This is a genomic window from Microbacterium caowuchunii (assembly GCF_008727755.1).
In the GTDB taxonomy this organism is placed as follows: Bacteria; Actinomycetota; Actinomycetes; order Actinomycetales; family Microbacteriaceae; genus Microbacterium; species Microbacterium caowuchunii.
Genome location: NZ_CP044231.1, coordinates 1,484,101 through 1,502,518, shown reverse-complemented (window position 1 = coordinate 1,502,518; position 18,418 = coordinate 1,484,101). Strand labels below are relative to the sequence as shown.

Genomic DNA, 18,418 nt, shown 5'->3' with positions numbered 1-18,418 from the left:
CGCACTGACGTGGAAAGAAGGACCCTGATGAGCACGACGGCCTCCCGCGCCGCCGCCGGTCCCAGCCTGGAGCTGGAGATCGGTGGGATGACGTGCGCCTCCTGCGCGATGCGCGTGGAGAAGAAGCTGAACCGCCTCGACGGCGTGAGCGCGACGGTGAACTACGCGACCGAGAAGGCCACCGTCACCGTTCCCGAGGGGTACGACCCCGCGCAGCTGATCGCCGAGGTGGAGAAGACCGGGTACACGGCGACGCTGCCCGCCCCCCGGAAGCCCGCCGATGAACCCGATGCCGACGACGACCCGGAGCTGCGGTCGCTGCGGAACCGCCTGATCACCTCGATCGTCCTGACCGTCCCGATCATCGCGATGTCCATGATCCCGGCACTGCAATTCACCTACTGGCAGTGGGCATCGCTGGCCCTGGCCGCGCCGGTCATCGTGTGGGGCGCCTATCCGTTCCACAAGGCGGCATGGATCAACTTGCGCCACGGGGCGGCGACGATGGACACGCTCATCTCGCTGGGGACCTCCGCCGCCTTCCTCTGGTCGCTGTATGCACTGTTCTTCGGAACCGCAGGCGAGCCCGGGATGACCCACGGGTTCGAGTTCACCCTGGCGCCCACCGACGGCGCGGCCAACATCTACCTGGAAGTCGGCGCCGGGGTGACGATGTTCATCCTCGCCGGCCGCTACTTCGAGAAGCGCTCGAAGCGTCAGGCCGGTGCCGCCCTTCGCGCTCTGCTCGACCTGGGTGCCAAGGATGTCGCGGTGCTGCGCGGTGGCATCGAGACGAAGATCCCGGTCGCCGACCTCCGCACCGGGGACGAGTTCGTGGTGCGCCCGGGCGAGAAGATCGCCACGGACGGCGTCGTGGTGTCCGGGACATCCGCGGTCGATGCGTCGATGCTCACCGGCGAGTCGGTCCCGGTCGAGGTCGCGGAGGGCGACCCCGTGGTGGGTGCCACCGTGAACGTCGGCGGTCGGCTCGTGGTCCGCGCCACGCGGGTCGGGTCGGACACCCAGCTCGCGCAGATGGCGAAGCTCGTGGAGAACGCGCAGACCGGGAAGGCCGAGGTGCAGCGTCTCGCCGACCGCATCTCGGGAGTGTTCGTCCCCATCGTCATCGTCGTCGCCGTCGTCGTCCTGGGCGCCTGGCTCGGAGCCGGGTTCCCGGCCACCGCCGCGTTCACCGCCGCCGTCGCCGTCCTGGTCATCGCCTGCCCCTGTGCACTGGGGTTGGCCACCCCCACGGCGCTCCTGGTCGGCACCGGCCGTGGAGCGCAACTGGGGATCCTGATCAAGGGGCCCGAGGTCCTCGAGTCCACCCGCCGCGTCGACACCGTCGTGCTCGACAAGACCGGCACCGTCACCGTCGGGAAGATGACGGTCGTGGACGTCCTGACGGAGGACGGCACGGATGCGGACGAGGTGCTGCACATCGCCGGGTCGATCGAGGATGCATCCGAGCACCCCATCGCGCAGGCCATCGCCAAGGCCGCCACCGAGCGGACCGGTTCCCTGACGAGCGTCGAGGGCTTCGCCAACGTCGAGGGGAAGGGCGTACAGGGCGTCGTCGACGGACGCGCCGTGGTCGTGGGCCGCGAGTCCCTGCTGGCGGACTGGTCGCAGCACCTGAGCCCGCGGCTCGCCGCCGCCATGGCATCGGCCGAGGAGTCCGGGATGACGGTCGTCACCGTGGGCTGGGACGGCGCGGCCCGCGGCGCCATCGTCGTGGCCGACACCGTGAAGCCGACCAGCGCCGAGGCGATCGCGCAGATCAAGGCCCTGGGGCTCACCCCGGTGCTCCTCACCGGCGACAACTCGGCTGTCGCGCACCTGATCGCTCAGGAGGTCGGCATCGACCGGGTGATCGCCGAGGTGCTCCCCCAGGACAAGGTCGATGTGATCGCGGGACTCCAGCAGGAAGGCAGGGTCGTGGCGATGGTGGGCGACGGCGTCAACGATGCTCCCGCCCTGGCGCAGGCCGATCTGGGCCTCGCGATGGGCACCGGCGCGGACGTCGCGATCGAAGCATCCGACATCACGCTGGTGCGCGGCGACCTGCGCAGCGCGGTCGACGCCATCCGCCTCTCCCGCCGCACCCTCGGCACCATCAAGTCCAACCTGTTCTGGGCGTTCGCCTACAACGTCGCCGCCATCCCGGTTGCGGCGCTCGGGCTGTTGAACCCGATGCTCGCCGGTGCGGCCATGGCCCTCTCCAGCGTGTTCGTCGTGGGCAACAGCCTGCGGCTACGCGGATTCCAGAGCACCGCTCGCCAGAACGACCGACCCTCGACACGCGGGAAAGGAAACCTCGCATGACCACCACCGACACCCACCACGCCCCGCACGGCTACATCAGTGACAAGGACCGGTACCTCAACCGCCTGAAGCGCATCGAGGGTCAGGCGCGCGGCATCTCCCGCATGGTCGACGAGGAGGTGTACTGCATCGACATCCTCACGCAGATCAGCGCCCTCACGAGCGCTCTGCAGACCGTCGCCGTAGGCCTCCTGGACGACCACCTCAAGCACTGCGTACTGGACGCCGCCCGCGCCGGCGGCGACGAGGCCGAGCAGAAGATCAAGGAAGCCAGCGACGCCATCGCGCGCCTCGTGCGCTCCTGACCCGGCGCACGTTCGAGCCCCGGCGTCCTGCCCGTCGCATCCGACGGCTCTCGCCGACCTCCACCGACCGATCCGTTGACACCCCGGCCCTTCCGCCGCTAGCTTCGTCGGAATATCAAGCTGCTTGATACTCTCGCCTGCTTCGAAGGAGAAGCCGATGGATCGCGTCCCCCCGCCACTCCCCCGCCCGCACCGCCGACCGCCCACACCCCACCGGGTCGTCGCGGCCTCGGCCGCCTTCATCCTGTCGACCGGCACCGTCCTCGTCGCCGTGCCGGCTCACGCCGATCCGGCGTCGGGTGCGGAGCCCACGACCGGGATCCCGGCCAGTGCGCCGCCGGCGGCGCACGCCGACGAACCCACCCTTCCCGCTGCGGAGGGCTGGCCGTTCTCCGACGCGTTCTCCCGCACGTCCGGCACGAGCCGGTACGACGCCGGCGCCCTGCTGTGGTCCGACTGGCTGTACGACGACACCGGCGCCGGGAACTACACCTACGCCGATGCGGCCGCCGGGGCCAACGGCGCCGACGTCTTCCGGGCTGCGGTGGCCACCGATGGGGAGCACACCTACTGGCGGGTCGACTGGAACACCCTCATCGACCCCGACGTGCCGATCGCCGCGTGGACCTTCGACACCGACGGTGACGACGCCACCGGCACCGCGACCTGGCCGGCATCCGCGGGCGTGCAGTCCTCCGGGATCGATGCCGCCCTCGTGGTGTCCTCACGGGGCGCATGGTGGACCGATACGGAAACCGGCGCCGTCACCGACCTCGACACGCTCGGCGGCCGCCTCACCGTCGACGACGCCGCCCGCTCGTTCATCGTGTCCATCCCGCGCAGCACCCTTCCGGTGGAGGGCGTGTGGACGACCCGCCTTGCCGCCGGCATCGCCGACGAGAGCGGCACGGCGTTCGCGGCGAGCCCGGAAGAGTCCGAGGGCACCCGGGTGTACAACGCGGCATTCCGCGACATCGCCGACGAACCGATCCTGTCCGGTCCGGACGCGTCCACCCAGTGGAACAACCGCCGGCAGAGCGAGCTGCTCACCGGCGGCGACGTGTCCGCGTTCTCCATCGCGGTCGACTGGGCACGCCTCGCGGCGAAGGAGTCCACGCCGGAACCGCAGCCGCGCGGCTACTCCACGCGCTGGTACGTCTCCTCCGCCGATCTCGGTCAGGGCATGGACCCGGCTGCACGCCGCAGCCCCGGACCGGCCCTGCAGCCGGCCACCTTCTTCGGGCGGGTACAGCCCTACACGGTCTTCGTCCCCGAGTCGTACACGGGAGAGTCGGCCGTACCGCTGACGATCCTGCTGCACGGCGGGGACGGCAACCACAACGCCTTCATCGGCGAGCACCGCGACGCCGTCTTCGTGCCGATGTGCGCGGAGCGCGGGTCGATCTGCGTGATGCCCCTCGGTCGCGGCCTGTCGAGCTGGTACATCAACGAGGCGGAGCTCGACGTCTGGGAGGTCTGGAGCCGGAGCGCAGCCGCCTTCCTCATCGACGCCGACCGTACCGTCATCGGCGGATTCTCGATGGGCGGGGTCGGCGCCACGCACATCGTCACGAACCATCCCGATGTGTTGGCCGGGGCGGTCATCGTCTCGGGCGCGGGATACTTCAACACCGCGGGGCAACGGGACCGGGAGGGAGCGCCGCTGCGCGCCGAGAACCTCGGCAGCGTCCGCACCTTCATCGACTCCGGCAGCCGCGACGTCGCCCTGGCGAACACGCGCATCTGGGATGCGACCATGCAGGAGGCGGCCGTTCCGTACCGCGCGCACTACTACGAGGACGCCGACCACGGGATGCTGGGGAGCCGGATCGGCTGGGCGGACGCGGCCGAGTACGTGGCGTCCGCCCCTGCCCGCGAGCACGCTCCGGCGAGTGTCGTCTTCCGGTGGGAGCCCGGCGACGAGCGGGCGGACCTCGGCCTGCCGGTCGACCGCGCCTACTGGCTGTCCGAGCTCTCCCCGCGTGACCGCGAGGCACGGTGGAGCCGCGTGAGCGCGACGGCCGGAGCCCTCGACACCATCGACTGGCGCGCCGTCCTCACCGACGAACAGCGCATTCTGGGCGACGGCCCCGCCCAGGTGCGGGACCAGCAGCGCGTCACCGTCGGCGAGCGGGCACCCCGCGACGAGATCGAGGTCGCAGTGGAGAACGTCGCCACAGCGACGGTGGACCTCGACGCCGCCGGGGCCGACGTCCTCGCGTCCAGCACGATGCGCGTGACGAGCGACGGCGACCTGCGTCTGGCCCTCACCCGCGCGGGCGCGCGGGCGGAACTCCCCCTCCCCGCCGGGGACTCGGAGATCGCCAGTCCCTCCGCGCCGGATGCCGTCGAGGCCAGGACGGCCGACGGTGTCACGCGACTGACCTGGTCCGCTTCCGCATCCGCACTCCCGGTCACGGGCTACACGGTCCGGGACGCGAACGGCCTGATCGTCTGCGAGACGACCGGAACCTCCTGCGAGACGGGCACCACCGTCGCATCGGCCGCGGCGAGAGCGGCGGCCGACGGCCAGCGCTTCGCCGTCACCGCCACGAGCATCCTGGGCACATCGGCGCCCGCCTGGTCGGCCGAGGCGGGCGGCGCGCCGGTACCCGCACCGACCCCGGGCGCCCCGGGAGCCGATCCCGCGGCCGGTGAGGGCGCGGGCACCGGCGCAGCACCCCGAGCGGGATCGCTCGCCGCGACCGGCGTCGAGCCGCTGATCGGGCTCGCCGCCGCGGCGGCACTGCTGCTCGCCGGACTCGGCACCCTCGCCATCCGCCGAGCGATCCGCACGCGGTCCTGACGAGAGGGACCGGTCACCGCACACGCGGCGGCCGGTCCCGCCGGAAGCAGGTGGCCGTCAGGCGGACGCGGCGGGTCAGGCGGACTCGGCCGGGACCGGGCGCGCGGCGGCGTGCGTCGCGCCGTGCGCGAGGTACGCCTCGGCGTTCCGGATCAGACCGGCGCGCTCCTCGTCGCTCAGTGCCCGGCGCACCTTCGCCGGAACGCCGGCGACGAGCGAGCCGTCCGGGATCTCGGCGCCCTCGAGCACGACCGCGCCACCTGCCACGAGGCACCCGGCCCCGATGCGTGCACCGTTCAGGACGACCGCGCCCATGCCGATGAGGGAGCCGTCGCCGATCGTGCACCCGTGCACGACCGCGTTGTGCCCGATGGACACGTCCTCGCCGATGGTCACGGGTGAGCCGCGGTCGACGTGCACGCTCACGCTGTCCTGGACGTTGCTCCGGGCCCCGAGGGTGATGGTATCGCCGTCAGCCCGCAGGACCGCGTTGTACCAGACGCTCGACCGCTCCCCCATCGTCACCGAGCCGATGACGCGGGCACCGTCCGCGATGAAGGCACTGGGGGCGATGCTCGGCGTCGCATCGCCGAGGGCCAGGATCGAGGCGTTGCCGGAGACGGTCATGGTTCAGACCCTAGCGCCCCATGGCCTCGCGCAACGCGGCCGTGTAGGCCGGCGCCAGGGTGTCCGCGAAGGTCACCGTGAGGTGGTCCTGGTCGCGGTACACGTTCGCGTTCCCGACGACCGGGAAGCAGGAGTCCTCGTCGCAGAAGACGTCGGTGAAATCGAGCAGTGTCACGAGCTCCTGCCCCTCCGCCGCCTCCCGCAAGGGGTCCTCCGCCACCAGCACCTCGGCACGGGCACCATCGCAGGCGGCGACGTCGCGGGTGCGCAGGCACTTGTTGGGGTCGGTCTCCCACACCGGGTTGTCCACGACGGTCACGATCGGGACACCGGCCTCCGTCATGGTCGACCACGCCTCGCGGTATCCGGCCACGGCGGCGTCGTACGACGACGCGAAACCGGCGGACGCGTACGGCGTCGTCGCGATCGCGGCGGTGAAGACGACGTCCGGCGGGTCGGCCACGAGGTCGGCGGTGACCGCCTCACGCCACTGGGTGCAGGCGTCCCCGAAGGCGCCCGACGTCGCGAGCGGGGTCGCGCTCCACGGGCACGCCCCCTTGACGTACGTGACCAGGCGCCACCCGTTCTCCTGCGCGATGCGCTGGAACGTCGGCAGCAGCTGGAAGGCATGACTGTCCCCGATGAGGGCCACCGTGGGCGCATCCGCCGCGTCCGATCCGAATTCGCAGACCACGGGCTCGGCACCGTTGAGCTGCACGAAGCACTGCTCGTCGGCCGGCTTGTCCACCCCCGCGAAGCCGGGGCTCGGCAGGATCGCCGTGCTCACCCGCTCGCCGCCGCAGGAGGGATCGAGCACGGATGCGGCGCCGAAGCACTCCGGCGGCGACTCACGGAGCTCGGCCAGCTGTTCCACGCCCTCGCGGTAGGCCGGCGCGTTGAGTGCCCACGCTCCCCCGGCTGTCCCCGCGACGAGCACCATCGCCACGAGCGATGCCCACAGGGAGACCTTCGCGGGTCGAGCGGTGAGCACCTTCCAGCCGCGGAACGGATCCTCGACGAAGCGCTTGGTCAGCCACGCCAGCACGAAGCAGAGCAGGAGGAGCGCCACGCGGTGGTAGATCGTGAGACCCCAGAACGGCACCGACGGCGCGATCACGATGAGCGGCCAGTGCCAGAGGTACAGCGAGTAGGAGATGTCGCCGGTGAACCGCATGGGCGGCACCGCCAGGAGCCGGGTGGGGTACCACCAGCGCTCGCTGTTGGAGGCGGCGATGACGGCCGCGGCGCCGAGGGCCGGGAGCAGCGCACTGTAGCCGGGGAACGGCGTCGAGGCGTCGAAGCGGAACGCCGTGTAGACCAGCGCCAGGATCCCCGCCCAGCCGAGCAGGAAGCTGCCCACCGCGTTGCGGATGCGCAGCGCCGGGACGAGCGCGAGCATCGCCCCGAGCCCGAACTCCCACATCCGGCCGAACGTGACGAAGTACGCCGGCGCCGGGTCGGTGAGGGTGAAGACGATGCAGAACACCAGGGACGCCGCGCTCACCACGGCCAGCGTGATCAGGATGACCCGGCGGGTCCGCCCGCCGAACCACCGCACGCCCGCCCACGCCGCGAACAGCATGATCAGGGGCCACAGCACGTAGAACTGCTCCTCCAACGACAGAGACCAGTAGTGCTGCACCATCGAGGGGTCGCCGGCGTGGTTCAGGTAGTCGGCGGAGGTGAAGGCGAGGTACCAGTTCTCCACGTAGAAGGTCGAGGCGAGGATCTCTGAGATCTCGCGCTGCAGCCCGGACACCGGCATCAGGTACGGCGAGGCAGCCACGAGCGCGCACACGAGCAGGACGAGGAGCGAGGCGGGGAGAAGGCGGCGCGCCCGGCGCGCCCAGAACTGCCCGAGCCGCACCGTGCCCGTCGCGGTCAGCTCGCGCATGAGGTGACCGGTGATGAGGAACCCGGAGATCACGAAGAACACGTCGACGCCGACGTACCCGCCGGGCAGGCGTCCGGGCCAGAAGTGGTAGAGGACCACCAGCAGAACCGCGATCGCACGAAGCCCCTGGACGTGCGGGAGGAAGCGCGAGGGTTCCGCGTGCTCCGGGGAACGTCCCACGGGCTCGCGGCGCACCGCGTGCGCCGGATCGTCCAACCGCTGAGGGACCGAATCGTGTTCTGCCGCTGCCACCCCACGACGCTATCTGCTCCGGCCGCCGATCCCCTGATCGACGCGTCCGCGCGGCGCCGCGGCGGTGCTTAGCGCAGCCTCACTTTGCTTGCGGAATTCTGGGGTGTCACTAGCGTTGTCATCAGCAGAGGCGAACTGCAGAAAACGGAGGCATCACCATGTCGAAGAACCTCACCATCCCCGCCACCGCCGCGGACCCCACCGTCGCCGCCGGCGCCGCACAGTTCCTGACCCCGGTGACCCTGGGGCTGCAGGCATTGGCCGTGAACGGGAAGCAGGCGCACTGGAACGTCCGCGGCGCGAACTTCATCGCGATCCACGAACTCCTGGACACGGTCGTCGAGCACGCCCAGTCCTACGCCGACCTCGCCGCAGAGCGCATCGTCGCCCTCGGCCTGCCCGTCGACGCCCGCCTCAGCACGGTCGCCGAGAAGAGCAAGCCCTCGAGCGTGCCCGCCGGCTTCACGCCCTGGGACGAGATGATCCGTCACGTCGTCGCCGAGATCGACGGTGTGATCGTCGACGTCCAGGCCGCCATCGACGGCCTCGACGAGATCGACCTCACCAGCCAGGACATCGTGATCGGCATCCGCGCCGGTCTCGAGAAGGACCGCTGGTTCCTCTCCGCGCACCTCGCCGAGTGACCCTCCCCTGCTGAACGAAGAGGCCCCCGCCACGGCGGGGGCCTCTTCGTCATCTCCGGCATCTCCCGGAGGACACCATGCGAGCCGGCATCAGGCGAGATGGGTGACGCGGCCGCCGAGGAGCGTCGCGCGCACCTCCATGCCACGCAGGGTGCTCTCGTCCGCGGTGCGCGGATCGGTGGCGCAGAGGACCAGGTCCGCGGGCGCACCCACCGCGATCGTCTGCGGACGCCGGGATCCCCCCCGCGTGGACGCCGCGAGGGCCAGCGGAAACGGCAGCGCCTCCTCAGGCCGCCAGGCGTCGGCCGCTCCGCGCGTGCGGAACACCGCCGCGGCCATCGCCGACCACGGGTCGAGGGGCGCGACGGGCGCGTCGGAACCGAGCAGCACGTCCGCACCGGCATCGGCCAGGGAGCGCAGCGGATAGGGGGTCGCGGTCTGCGCGGCCCAGACGCTGTCGGTCAGCTCACGATCGTCCAGCGCATGCTCCGGTTGCACGCTCGCCGCAACGCCCAGTCGAGCGAACCGCGGGATGTCCGTACGCGAGACCAGCTGCGCGTGCTCGATCGTCCCCCACGCGCCGGTCGCGGCGAACGCGTCCAGCGCGTGCCGGTTGGCCTCGTCGCCGATGGCGTGCACCGCGCAGGCGAAGCCCGCGCCGGTCGCCCGCGACATGAGCGCGCGAAGCGCGGCCGGCGGCACGGTCAGCACCCCGCGGTCGGCGGGATCGTGCGGGTAGGGATGCGAGCACGCTGCCGTCCTGGTGCCGAGGGAGCCGTCCGTGATGACCTTCATCGGCCCCACTTCGACGAGGCCGGTCCGGCCCGGCAGGGCGTCGCCGGTGCGCAGCCCTTCGCCGATCGCACGTTCCAGGTGCTCCGGGTAGACGCCGAACTCGACCCGCAGCGCGTCGAAGCCGCTCGCGAGGCGGCGCATCCAGGACTCGGCGTTCCACTGCATGTCGAGATCCACGATGCCGACGACCCCGCGCGCGGCGGCCGCCGTCCCCATCGCCGCCACGGCGTCGTCCGCGTCCTCAGGCGCCACGGCGTTCAACCGCCGGGCGACCTCGAACGCGTCCTCCTCACGCAGCACCCCGTCGGTCGTGGCGAGACCCTCCCGGGCGAGCGCGGCGGAGTTCAGCCAGACGCTGTGCAGGTCCGCGTTGACCAGGTAGGTGGGGATGCCGCCCGTCGCCGCGTCCAGCACGGCCAGGCTCGGCGTGTCCGGCCAGAACGCGAAGCGCATCCCCATCCCCACCCGACGGCCGTCGCGCAGGGGCGGAGCACCCGCCATCCGTGCCGCGGCCTCCGCTGCCGACGATACGTCGTGCAGCGGTATCCGCTCCGAGGCCAGGGCCCAGGGTGTGACGTGGACGTGATGGTCCCACAGCCCCGGCACGAGGAACGCGCCGTGCGCGTCGAGGATGTCGCCGGCCAGGCGCAATGCCCCGGTCGGGGCGATGTCGGCGATGCGTCCGTCGCTGATCAGGACGTCGTAGAGCCCGTCGTCGGGGAGGAGCTCCGCCCCGGGCCCGGCGACCCGCACGCGCGCGACCGCGTCGACGGTGGCGCCGATCACAGCCCGCTCCGCGCCGCCCGGGCGCGCGCCATCTCGTCGGCCAGAGCGGGATTCGCGTGGGGGCCCTCGGCGCGGAGCATCTCGACGATGTGGTCCACGGTCTCGCCGGGACGGTTCTGGCTGAGCTTCCGCTTACCGACGACCCGCGTGGGGGTGAGCCGGAAGCCGGTGGTGCCGCGCTCGAGCCGCTCCACGAAGTCCGCGTCGTTCGGAGCCGCCCACATCCCCCGGGGATGCGGCATCGGCCGCTCGAAGCGGTCGACGAGCCGATCGAGGACCCGGAGGTTCTCCGCCGTGTCGAGCAGTTCGGGGACGCCGCTCAGGTGCGCGGAGACGAAGTTCCATGTGGGCACCGCGGGGCCGTCGCCGTACCACCCGGGCGAGATGTACCCGTGCGGGCCCTGTACGACGACGAGGAGTTCGCCCCGGCCGAGACCGTGGATCATGTCATCCGGCTTGCCGACGTGTCCCACGATGGTCAGGTCCTCCCGGGCGTCGTCCAGCAGCACCGCGTAGTGCGACGCCACCAGGCCGCTCTCGGTGTGGCTGACCAGGGTCACCCAGGGATTGCGCTCGATGAGCCGACGGATCTCGCCGACGTCCGTCATGACGAAGCTCGGGTTCTGTCTCATGGCCCGATCATGCCTGACAGGAAGGGCACCAGTAGAGCTTCCGCGCGCCCATCTCCTCGAGGACGATCGCCGTTCCGCAGACCCGGCACGGCAAGCCGGCACGGTGATAGACCCAGTGCCTGTCGTCGCGGCTGGCCATGGCCGCCCGCCACCGGTCCGGCGAGAGGTCGTCCATCGTCATCATCTGCCCGGTCTCGACACCGATCGTCAGCAGCCGTGACCAGTCACGCCAGAGTCCCCGCACCGTCTCCTCGGGCACGTCGCGACCGGGTGTGTGCGGGTTCAGCCGGGCGCGGAACAGGAGCTCCGCCCGGTACACGTTGCCGATGCCGCTGACCACGTTCTGGTCCATCAGCAGCAGGCCGATCGCCGTGGGCTTGCGCCGGACCACGGCGGTGAACCGCTCCTCACCCGCCACGGCGTCGTCCACGAGGGGGTCCGGGCCGAGCTTGTCGATCGTGGCCTGCACCTCGTCCGGGGTCTGCAGTTGGCAGGCAGTCGGGCCGCGCAGATCGGCGCAGGTCAGCTCGGTGAGCAGGCGCAGCCGCACCTGGCCGACGACGGGCGGTGGCCATTCCGCGCCCTCCTCGGCGAGCCCCGTCGTCTGCTCCGACATGCGCACATGCACGCGGGCACGGCGCGGGGCCCCGATGGAGGTCAGGGAGTTCTCCCCCGCATCGTCCAGCACGGGCTCGTCCAGCGCGGTGCCGCGCTGATTCGTCTGCCCCATCCTCCCGTTCGCCGAGGCGATCGTCGGGTCGACCAGGATCTCCCCGGAGAAGTCCCACGCGCCGTAGAGCCCCAGGTGCACCCGCAACCAGAGGTCCTCCTCGAACTCGAGGAACATCTGCTTGCCCACCGCGCGCGCCGCGAGCGCCTCCCGGCCGTCGAGCAGCGAGGCCCCCTCCGCGAAGCGCCCCTGCGGGCTGGACGCGGACACCCGGCGCCCGACGAAGTTGCGATCGAACTGGCGGGCGATGCGATGGACCGAATGCCCCTCCGGCATCAGCCCGCTTCCGGATCGAAGCTGGTGTCGTCCGCGGCGAGGACGTCCGCCGGGCGGTCCTGCCCGGCCCGCGGGTCCGGCAGCAGCGACCCGTCCTGCTCGAACGCGGCGATCTGCGCGATCCGGCGGATGTGGCGCTCGTCGTTCGAGAAGGGCGTCGCGATGAACCGGTCGATGAAGGTCACGGCCTCCTCGAACGTGTGCTGGCGCGCGCCGATCGCGATCACGTTCGCGTCGTTGTGCTCCCGCGCCAGCTCGGCAGTCGGGATGTTCCAGACCAGCGCAGCGCGGATACCCGCGACCTTGTTCGCCGCGATCTGCTCGCCGTTCCCGGATCCACCGAACACGATGCCGCGGGTCTCGATGCCGGCCGCCTGGTCACGCGCGACCGCCTGGGCCGCCCGGATGCAGAACGAGGGGTAGTCGTCGAGGGCGTCGTAGTCGAGGGGACCGTGGTCCACCACGTCGTGCCCCTGCTCCGCGAGGTGGTGCTGCAGCTGCGTGGAGAACTCGAGACCGGCGTGATCGGTGGCGATGTGGATGCGCATGGCCACAATCCTAGAGATCGTTCAGGGGGCGATCCCCGCCGCCGCCGTTTTGAACCCGGCACGCACGTTCTCGCAGCACGCGGGGCGGCAGACGTCGAACCACGGACCGAGGGGCGTGCGGTGCGGACGGTCCGCGGCGGGTGCGCCGTGCAGACGTTCCTCGACCAGGTCCACGAGGCCGGACACGTACGCGGGGTCCACGCCAGGGGTCGGTGTGCGCACGGCACGGATCCCGGCTTCCGCCGCAGCATCCATCGCCTCCGTGTCGAGATCCCAGAGAACCTCCATGTGGTCGCTGACGAACCCGAGCGGAACGATGACCACGGCGTCGCAGCCGCGACCGGGCAGCTCCCCGATCACGTCGCAGACGTCGGGCTCGAGCCAGGGCTGGGTCGGCGGGCCGGAACGGGACTGGTAGACGAGCTCCCACGGCACCGCGCCCGCCGCGGGGACGTCGCCCGCGATGTCGGCCATGACGACCTCCGCGACCGCCTCGTGCTGCGCCGCGTAGGCACCGCCGGGTCCGAAGTCCACGTCCCGGGGTCCCGAACGCTGTGCATCGGCCACCGGGATGCTGTGGGTGGAGAAGAGCACGCGCACGCGCTCCGGGGCGATCCCCTCCTCGAGGAATCCGGCGATCGCGTCGCGCACCCCCGCGACGAAGGGGGCCACGAAACCGGGGTGGTCGAAGAACTGCCGGACCTTGTCGATCGTGACCGTGCCGGCCAGGCCGGTCTCGGTCAGCACGCGGGCGAAGTCCTCGCGATACTGCCGGCAGCTCGAGAACGAGCTGTAGGCGCTCGTCGCGACCGCCAGCAGCGTGCGGGATCCGGCATCCGCGGCCTCCCGCACCGCCTCCTCCAGATAGGGCGACCAGTTGCGGTTGCCCCAGTACACCGGCAGCGCGATCCCGCGCCTGCCCAGCTCGGACTCGAGCGCCGTCTTGAGCGCGGCGTTCTGCGCATTGATGGGGCTCACTCCGCCGAAAGCACGGTAGTGGTGGGCCACCTCCTCCAGCCGCTCGTCCGGGATCCCGCGTCCCCGGGTCACGTTCCGCAGGAACGGGATCACGTCCTCCTGCCCCTCGGGGCCGCCGAAACCCGCGAGCAGGATCCCGTCGTAGGGGGTCGGCACCTCCACGTAGGGAGCCCCGCTCGCCGCCTGCGCGGAGGCGAAGGGCACGCCGTCGGGCGCGAGGGAGGCCGATTGGGGGGAATCGATGGGGGTCACCCGATCATCCTTCCACTGCAGGTTCGTCCCGGGGGCGGTCTCCCCGACAGCGCGTCCACGTGGTAACGAGCGCCGCATCACGAGATCCGATACCGCGATCGGACCGGCGAACCGTAGGCTGGTCGGGTCGTCGGCGCCGCCAGCCGCGGTGATCGGCATCCCACCCCATACCCCACGGGAGTAACGCAGTGCCTGGAGAAAACCTCACCCGCATCGAAGCGCAGGAGCGCCGCGCGGTCGTCGAGACGCAGTCGTACGAGGTCGTGCTCGACCTGACCTCGGGTCCGGAGATCTTCCGCTCGACCACCACCGTCCGGTTCACCGCGACGCCCGGGGCCGCGACGTTCATCGACCTCATCGCCCGGGACGTGCACTCGATCACGCTGAACGGACGCGACATCGACGTCGCCGCGTTCGCCGATTCGCGCATCGCCCTGGACGAACTGGCGTCCGAGAACGTCCTCGTCGTGGACGCGGACTGCCTGTACACCAACACCGGCGAAGGACTGCACCGGTTCGTCGACCCGGTCGACGACGAGGTCTACCTGTACTCGCAGTTCGAGGTGCCCGATTCCCGGCGCATGTTCGCCGTGTTCGAGCAGCCCGACCTCAAGGCGACCTTCCAGTTCACCGTCACCGCGCCGGAGCCGTGGAAGGTCGTGTCCAACTCCCCCACGCCGGAGCCGAAGAAGCACGGCGACGGACGGGCGACGTGGAGCTTCGCGCCGACCCCGCGCATCTCCTCGTACATCACCGCGCTCGTGGCCGGGCCGTACGAGGCCACGTTCTCCGAGCTCACGAGCGCCTCCGGCCGGGTCGTCCCGCTGGGCGTCTACGCCCGCAAGAGCCTGTGGCAGTTCCTCGACGCGGACTACGTGTTCGAGAAGACGCGCCAGGGGTTCGCCTACTTCGAGGACAAGTTCAAGGTCCCGTACCCGTTCGAGAAGTACGACCAGCTGTTCGTGCCGGAGTTCAACGCCGGGGCGATGGAGAACGCGGGTGCGGTGACGTTCACCGAGACCTACGTGTTCCGCAGCAAGGTGACCGACGCCGTCAAGGAGCGTCGCGTCGTCACGATCCTGCACGAGCTGGCCCACATGTGGTTCGGCGACCTGGTCACGATGAAGTGGTGGAACGACCTCTGGCTGAACGAGTCGTTCGCGGAATGGGCGTCGACGATCGCGACCGCCGAGGCCACCGAATGGACCGAGGCGTGGACGACCTTCAACGCCATGGAGAAGACCTGGGCCTACCGGCAGGACCAGCTCCCCTCGACGCACCCCGTGGTCGCGCAGATCAACGACCTCGAGGACGTCCAGGTGAACTTCGACGGGATCACCTACGCCAAGGGCGGGTCGGTCCTCAAGCAGCTCGCCGCGTGGGTCGGCATCGAGCAGTTCTTCGCCGGTGTCTCCGCGTATTTCCAGAAGCACGCGTGGGGCAACACGGAGCTCGGCGACCTCCTCGTCGAGCTCGAGGCGACCAGCGGCCGCGAGCTCTCGGTGTGGTCGAAGAAGTGGCTCGAGACGGCGGGCGTCAACACGCTCACCCCCGCTGTCGACGAGGCCTCGGACGGCACGATCTCGAAGTTCTCGATCATCCAGACCGCACCGGCGGATTACCCCACGATCCGCCCGCACCGCCTCGGCGTCGGGTTCTACGACCTGCAGGGCGACCAGCTGGTGCGCGTGCACCGCATCGAGCTGGATGTGGACGGTGACCGCACCGACGTGGCGGAGCTCGTGGGCGTGCGTCGACCCGACCTCATCCTGCTCAACGACGAGGATCTCGCCTACGCGAAGATCCGGCTGGACGACCGCTCCCTCGCCACCGCCATCGCGCACCTGTCGAAGATCTCCGACCCCCTGGCCCGTTCCCTGGTGTGGGGTGCGGCGTGGGACCAGACACGGGACGCGGAATCCGCGGCGTCGGACTACATCGACCTGGTCCTCGGGAACATCGGCGCCGAGACGGAGTCGACCACCGTCCGGACCACGCTCGGACAACTCCAGCTGACGGCGAACTCCTACGTCGCTCCGGGTAAGCGGGCACAGAGCCGCGTGCGCGTCGCCGACGGACTGTGGGCCCTCGCCCAGGAGGCGACGCCGGGCAGCGACAGCCAGCTGCAGTTCGTCACCGCATTCGCGAGCGCCGCGTCGACGCCGGAGCAGGTGGAGACGGTACGCGCCCTCCGCGCCGGCGAGATCGCCCTGGACGGCCTGGAGATCGACGCGGACCTGTCCTGGGCGCTCATGGTCTCGCTCGCCGCGGGTGGCGTGGTCAACGCGGCCGACATCGACGAGGCGCTCGCCGCGGACAACACCGCCAAGGGCGGCGAGTTCGCCGCTCAGGCGAAGGCTGCGCTGCCCGATGCCGCGGCGAAACAGGCCGCCTGGAGCAGCCTCGTGGACCGGACGGATCTGCCCAACACGGTGGTGCGCTCGGCTGCGGGCGGTTTCACCCACCCCGCGACCGTCGACCTGCTCGAGCCCTTCGTCCCGGCGTACTTCGACATGCTGCTGCCGATCTGGGAGAACCGCACCTACCAGATCGCCAGCTACCTGATCGTGGGCCTCTACCCGGCTCCGTTGGCGAACGTCGCCCTGCGCGACGCCACCCGCACGTGGCTCGCGGAGAACGCCGACGCACCGGCGGCACTGCGGCGCCTGGTCGCGGAGAACCTCGCCGGCGTCGAACGCGCACTGTCGGTGCAGGAGCGCGACTCGCAGGACTGAGTGCGATACCCGGATGCCCCGCCCCCGACCGGGGCGGGGCATCCGTGGCTCCCAGCCTCATCCCTGAGCGGGTGGATAGCATCGAGACGATGACTGGTTTCGAAGGCACGGACTCCGCGACACTGGCCGACCCCGAGTTCTGGGAGTCGGTCGGCTCGTTCTTCCTGGGCGCCGGCAGAACGCTCCTGGTGGTCCTGGCGATCATCGCGGGGGCGCTGCTGGCCGTGTGGATCCTCAAGCGGGTGATCCACCGCATCGTCGAGCGGATCGTGTCCGGCGCGAAGTCGAAGGCCCAGGTGACCGACACCATGGCCCTGGACCGTTCTCCGCTCGCGGCGGTGCGGCTCGTCCAGCGCACCCGGACGCTCGGCTCCATCCTGCAGAACATCGCGAGCGTGACGATCGTGATCGTGGCGCTCATCCTCATCGTCAATGCCGTCGACTCGACCATCCTCGGCTCCTTCGCGCTGCTGACCGCGGCGATCGGTGCGGGCCTCGGTTTCGGTGCGCAGAACATCGTCAAGGACGTGCTCAACGGCATCTTCATCGTCGCGGAGGACCAGGTCGGCATCGGCGACGTCGTCGATCTCGGCCTCGCCACCGGCGTGGTCGAGTACGTGTCGGTGCGGGTCACCCACGTCCGTGACGTCAACGGGACGCTCTGGTACGTCCGCAACGGCGAGATCACGCGGATCGGGAACATGTCCCAGGGCTGGTCCCGCGTCATCATCGACCTCGCCGTGCCCGCGGACGTCGACATCCAGGCGGTGGAGAAGGCCATGCTGGACGCGGCGCGCGCGCTCGCGAAGGACCCCAAGTGGCGCAGCCGGATCCTCGAGCAGCCCGAACTCTGGGGTCTGGAGTCGGTCTCCGGTGACGCGCTCGTCATCCGTCTCGTGCAGCGGACCCGCTCCAACGCGAAGGACGACGTCGCCCGGGAACTCCGGATGCGGCTCAAGCGCGCGATGGACGCCATGGGCGTGCGTCTGCCGCAGCTGAACTCGATCGTGCTCAGCGGCATCGAGGGTGCGCAGCGCGTGCGCGGCGCCAACCCGCCCGTCACCAACCCGACGACCCTGCCGGTCGAACGGCCCGTCTGGAAGCCCAAGCGCACCGCCCGCAAGGTCGCGAAAGCCCGGCAGGCCGCTGCCGAGGACGACACCGTGGTGAAGTCGCCGGCGCGGCCCCGCAAGGACACGGCGACGGCTCTGCGGGACGCGAAGGCGGCACGCGAGGCCTCGCACCCCACGCCGGATCACGACGCCCCGGACTCCCCGCGGGACGGCACGGAGGCGACGCACCCGGCCCCGCCCGCACCAGAACGCCACACGACGAAGGACGCGGAGGACGGATCATGAGCGACCAGGACGGCTCCGTGAGCTTCTACGACCAGGTGGGCGGCCACCCGTTCTTCGAGCGCCTGGTGGGCGTCTTCTACGAAGGCATCGCCGAGGATCCCGTGCTCCGGCCGATGTACCCGGAAGAGGACCTCGGCCCCGCCCGCGAGCGGATGCTGATGTTCCTCGAACAGTACTGGGGAGGGCCGACGACCTACAGCGAGCGCCGGGGGCACCCGAGACTGCGGATGCGCCACGCCCCGTTCGCGGTCAATCCGGATGCACGCGACAGGTGGCTCGCGCACATGCGGCGGGCCGTGGATACGGCCGAGATGCCGCCACTGCTGGAAGCGACGCTCTGGGACTACCTGGAGCGGGCCGCCTATGCCATGGTGAACACGTTCGAGCCCTCCGGGATCGGCCCCGTCGCCGACGGACGGACCGCGCCCGGCATGACCATGACGGCACGAACGGACGTTCCGACGAAGGAGTAGCC

The 18,418-nt window shown here is 70.9% G+C and carries 14 protein-coding genes; 7 read left to right on the top strand and 7 right to left on the bottom strand.

Annotation, left to right across the window (positions count from 1 at the left end):
* Positions 1 to 27: 27 nt before the first annotated feature.
* The 3 genes from F6J84_RS07145 to F6J84_RS07135 all read left to right on the top strand — a co-directional run bounded on the left by F6J84_RS07145 (position 28) and on the right by F6J84_RS07135 (position 5,436).
* Positions 28 to 2,325 (top strand): heavy metal translocating P-type ATPase, encoded by a 2,298-nt coding sequence (locus F6J84_RS07145; RefSeq protein WP_150972558.1) that lies wholly within the window; start codon positions 28 to 30, stop codon positions 2,323 to 2,325.
* Positions 2,322 to 2,630 (top strand): metal-sensitive transcriptional regulator, encoded by a 309-nt coding sequence (locus F6J84_RS07140; protein WP_150972556.1) that lies wholly within the window; start codon positions 2,322 to 2,324, stop codon positions 2,628 to 2,630. Before F6J84_RS07145 ends, F6J84_RS07140 begins: the two co-directional genes overlap by 4 nt.
* Positions 2,631 to 2,787: 157 nt before the next feature.
* Complete coding sequence (locus F6J84_RS07135) at positions 2,788 to 5,436, top strand: alpha/beta hydrolase (protein WP_150972554.1); 2,649 nt, start codon at positions 2,788 to 2,790, stop codon at positions 5,434 to 5,436.
* A gap of 75 nt (positions 5,437 to 5,511) precedes the next feature.
* On the opposite strand, the gene F6J84_RS07130 is transcribed toward F6J84_RS07135, so the two are convergent.
* Positions 5,512 to 6,063, bottom strand: coding sequence for a gamma carbonic anhydrase family protein (locus tag F6J84_RS07130; RefSeq protein WP_150972552.1), 552 nt, complete (start codon positions 6,061 to 6,063; stop codon positions 5,512 to 5,514).
* A gap of 10 nt (positions 6,064 to 6,073) precedes the next feature.
* A complete protein-coding gene (locus F6J84_RS07125) occupies positions 6,074 to 8,209 on the bottom strand; it encodes an acyltransferase family protein (protein ID WP_150972550.1) in 2,136 nt (711 codons plus the stop codon).
* A gap of 158 nt (positions 8,210 to 8,367) precedes the next feature.
* Between F6J84_RS07125 and F6J84_RS07120 the strand changes: the two genes are divergently transcribed.
* The gene (locus F6J84_RS07120) at positions 8,368 to 8,853 is read left to right on the top strand and encodes a Dps family protein (RefSeq protein ID WP_150892397.1); all 486 of its coding nucleotides are present in this window, start codon (positions 8,368 to 8,370) and stop codon (positions 8,851 to 8,853) included.
* Positions 8,854 to 8,943: 90 nt separating this feature from the next.
* On the opposite strand, the gene F6J84_RS07115 is transcribed toward F6J84_RS07120, so the two are convergent.
* Genes F6J84_RS07115 through F6J84_RS07095 form a run of 5 tightly spaced genes read right to left on the bottom strand, consistent with a single transcriptional unit; the run spans position 8,944 to position 13,850 of the window.
* On the bottom strand, positions 8,944 to 10,434 hold the full coding sequence (locus tag F6J84_RS07115) for an amidohydrolase (protein ID WP_150972548.1): 1,491 nt from the start codon (positions 10,432 to 10,434) through the stop codon (positions 8,944 to 8,946).
* On the bottom strand, positions 10,431 to 11,066 hold the full coding sequence (locus tag F6J84_RS07110; RefSeq protein WP_150972546.1) for an FMN-binding negative transcriptional regulator: 636 nt from the start codon (positions 11,064 to 11,066) through the stop codon (positions 10,431 to 10,433). Before F6J84_RS07110 ends, F6J84_RS07115 begins: the two co-directional genes overlap by 4 nt.
* A gap of 7 nt (positions 11,067 to 11,073) precedes the next feature.
* On the bottom strand, positions 11,074 to 12,072 hold the full coding sequence (locus tag F6J84_RS07105) for an Fpg/Nei family DNA glycosylase (RefSeq protein ID WP_150972544.1): 999 nt from the start codon (positions 12,070 to 12,072) through the stop codon (positions 11,074 to 11,076).
* Positions 12,072 to 12,620, bottom strand: coding sequence for a ribose-5-phosphate isomerase (locus F6J84_RS07100; RefSeq protein WP_150972542.1), 549 nt, complete (start codon positions 12,618 to 12,620; stop codon positions 12,072 to 12,074). The genes F6J84_RS07105 and F6J84_RS07100 overlap by 1 nt, the downstream gene beginning before the upstream one ends.
* Before the next feature lie 21 nt (positions 12,621 to 12,641).
* Positions 12,642 to 13,850, bottom strand: coding sequence for a ferrochelatase (locus F6J84_RS07095; RefSeq protein WP_420846185.1), 1,209 nt, complete (start codon positions 13,848 to 13,850; stop codon positions 12,642 to 12,644).
* Between the two features lie 188 nt (positions 13,851 to 14,038).
* On the opposite strand from F6J84_RS07095, the gene pepN reads away from it, so the two are divergent.
* The 3 genes from pepN to F6J84_RS07080 all read left to right on the top strand — a co-directional run bounded on the left by pepN (position 14,039) and on the right by F6J84_RS07080 (position 18,416).
* On the top strand, positions 14,039 to 16,585 hold the full coding sequence (gene pepN, locus F6J84_RS07090) for an aminopeptidase N (RefSeq protein WP_150972540.1): 2,547 nt from the start codon (positions 14,039 to 14,041) through the stop codon (positions 16,583 to 16,585).
* A gap of 89 nt (positions 16,586 to 16,674) precedes the next feature.
* Complete coding sequence (locus F6J84_RS07085) at positions 16,675 to 17,943, top strand: mechanosensitive ion channel family protein (RefSeq protein WP_150972538.1); 1,269 nt, start codon at positions 16,675 to 16,677, stop codon at positions 17,941 to 17,943.
* Positions 17,940 to 18,416 (top strand): globin, encoded by a 477-nt coding sequence (locus F6J84_RS07080; protein WP_150972536.1) that lies wholly within the window; start codon positions 17,940 to 17,942, stop codon positions 18,414 to 18,416. The genes F6J84_RS07085 and F6J84_RS07080 overlap by 4 nt, the downstream gene beginning before the upstream one ends.
* The last annotated feature ends 2 nt before the right edge of the window (positions 18,417 to 18,418 follow it).

Bases quoted from the DNA above. Each gene is read 5' to 3' on its own strand.
- F6J84_RS07145 (WP_150972558.1), top strand. From the start codon at position 28: ATGAGCACGACGGCCTCCCGCGCCGCCGCCGGTCCCAGCCTGGAGCTG.
- F6J84_RS07140 (WP_150972556.1), top strand. From the start codon at position 2,322: ATGACCACCACCGACACCCACCACGCCCCGCACGGCTACATCAGTGAC.
- F6J84_RS07135 (WP_150972554.1), top strand. From the start codon at position 2,788: ATGGATCGCGTCCCCCCGCCACTCCCCCGCCCGCACCGCCGACCGCCC.
- F6J84_RS07130 (WP_150972552.1), bottom strand. From the start codon at position 6,063: ATGACCGTCTCCGGCAACGCCTCGATCCTGGCCCTCGGCGATGCGACG.
- F6J84_RS07120 (WP_150892397.1), top strand. From the start codon at position 8,368: ATGTCGAAGAACCTCACCATCCCCGCCACCGCCGCGGACCCCACCGTC.
- F6J84_RS07110 (WP_150972546.1), bottom strand. From the start codon at position 11,066: ATGAGACAGAACCCGAGCTTCGTCATGACGGACGTCGGCGAGATCCGT.
- F6J84_RS07105 (WP_150972544.1), bottom strand. From the start codon at position 12,072: ATGCCGGAGGGGCATTCGGTCCATCGCATCGCCCGCCAGTTCGATCGC.
- F6J84_RS07100 (WP_150972542.1), bottom strand. From the start codon at position 12,620: ATGCGCATCCACATCGCCACCGATCACGCCGGTCTCGAGTTCTCCACG.
- F6J84_RS07085 (WP_150972538.1), top strand. From the start codon at position 16,675: ATGACTGGTTTCGAAGGCACGGACTCCGCGACACTGGCCGACCCCGAG.
- F6J84_RS07080 (WP_150972536.1), top strand. From the start codon at position 17,940: ATGAGCGACCAGGACGGCTCCGTGAGCTTCTACGACCAGGTGGGCGGC.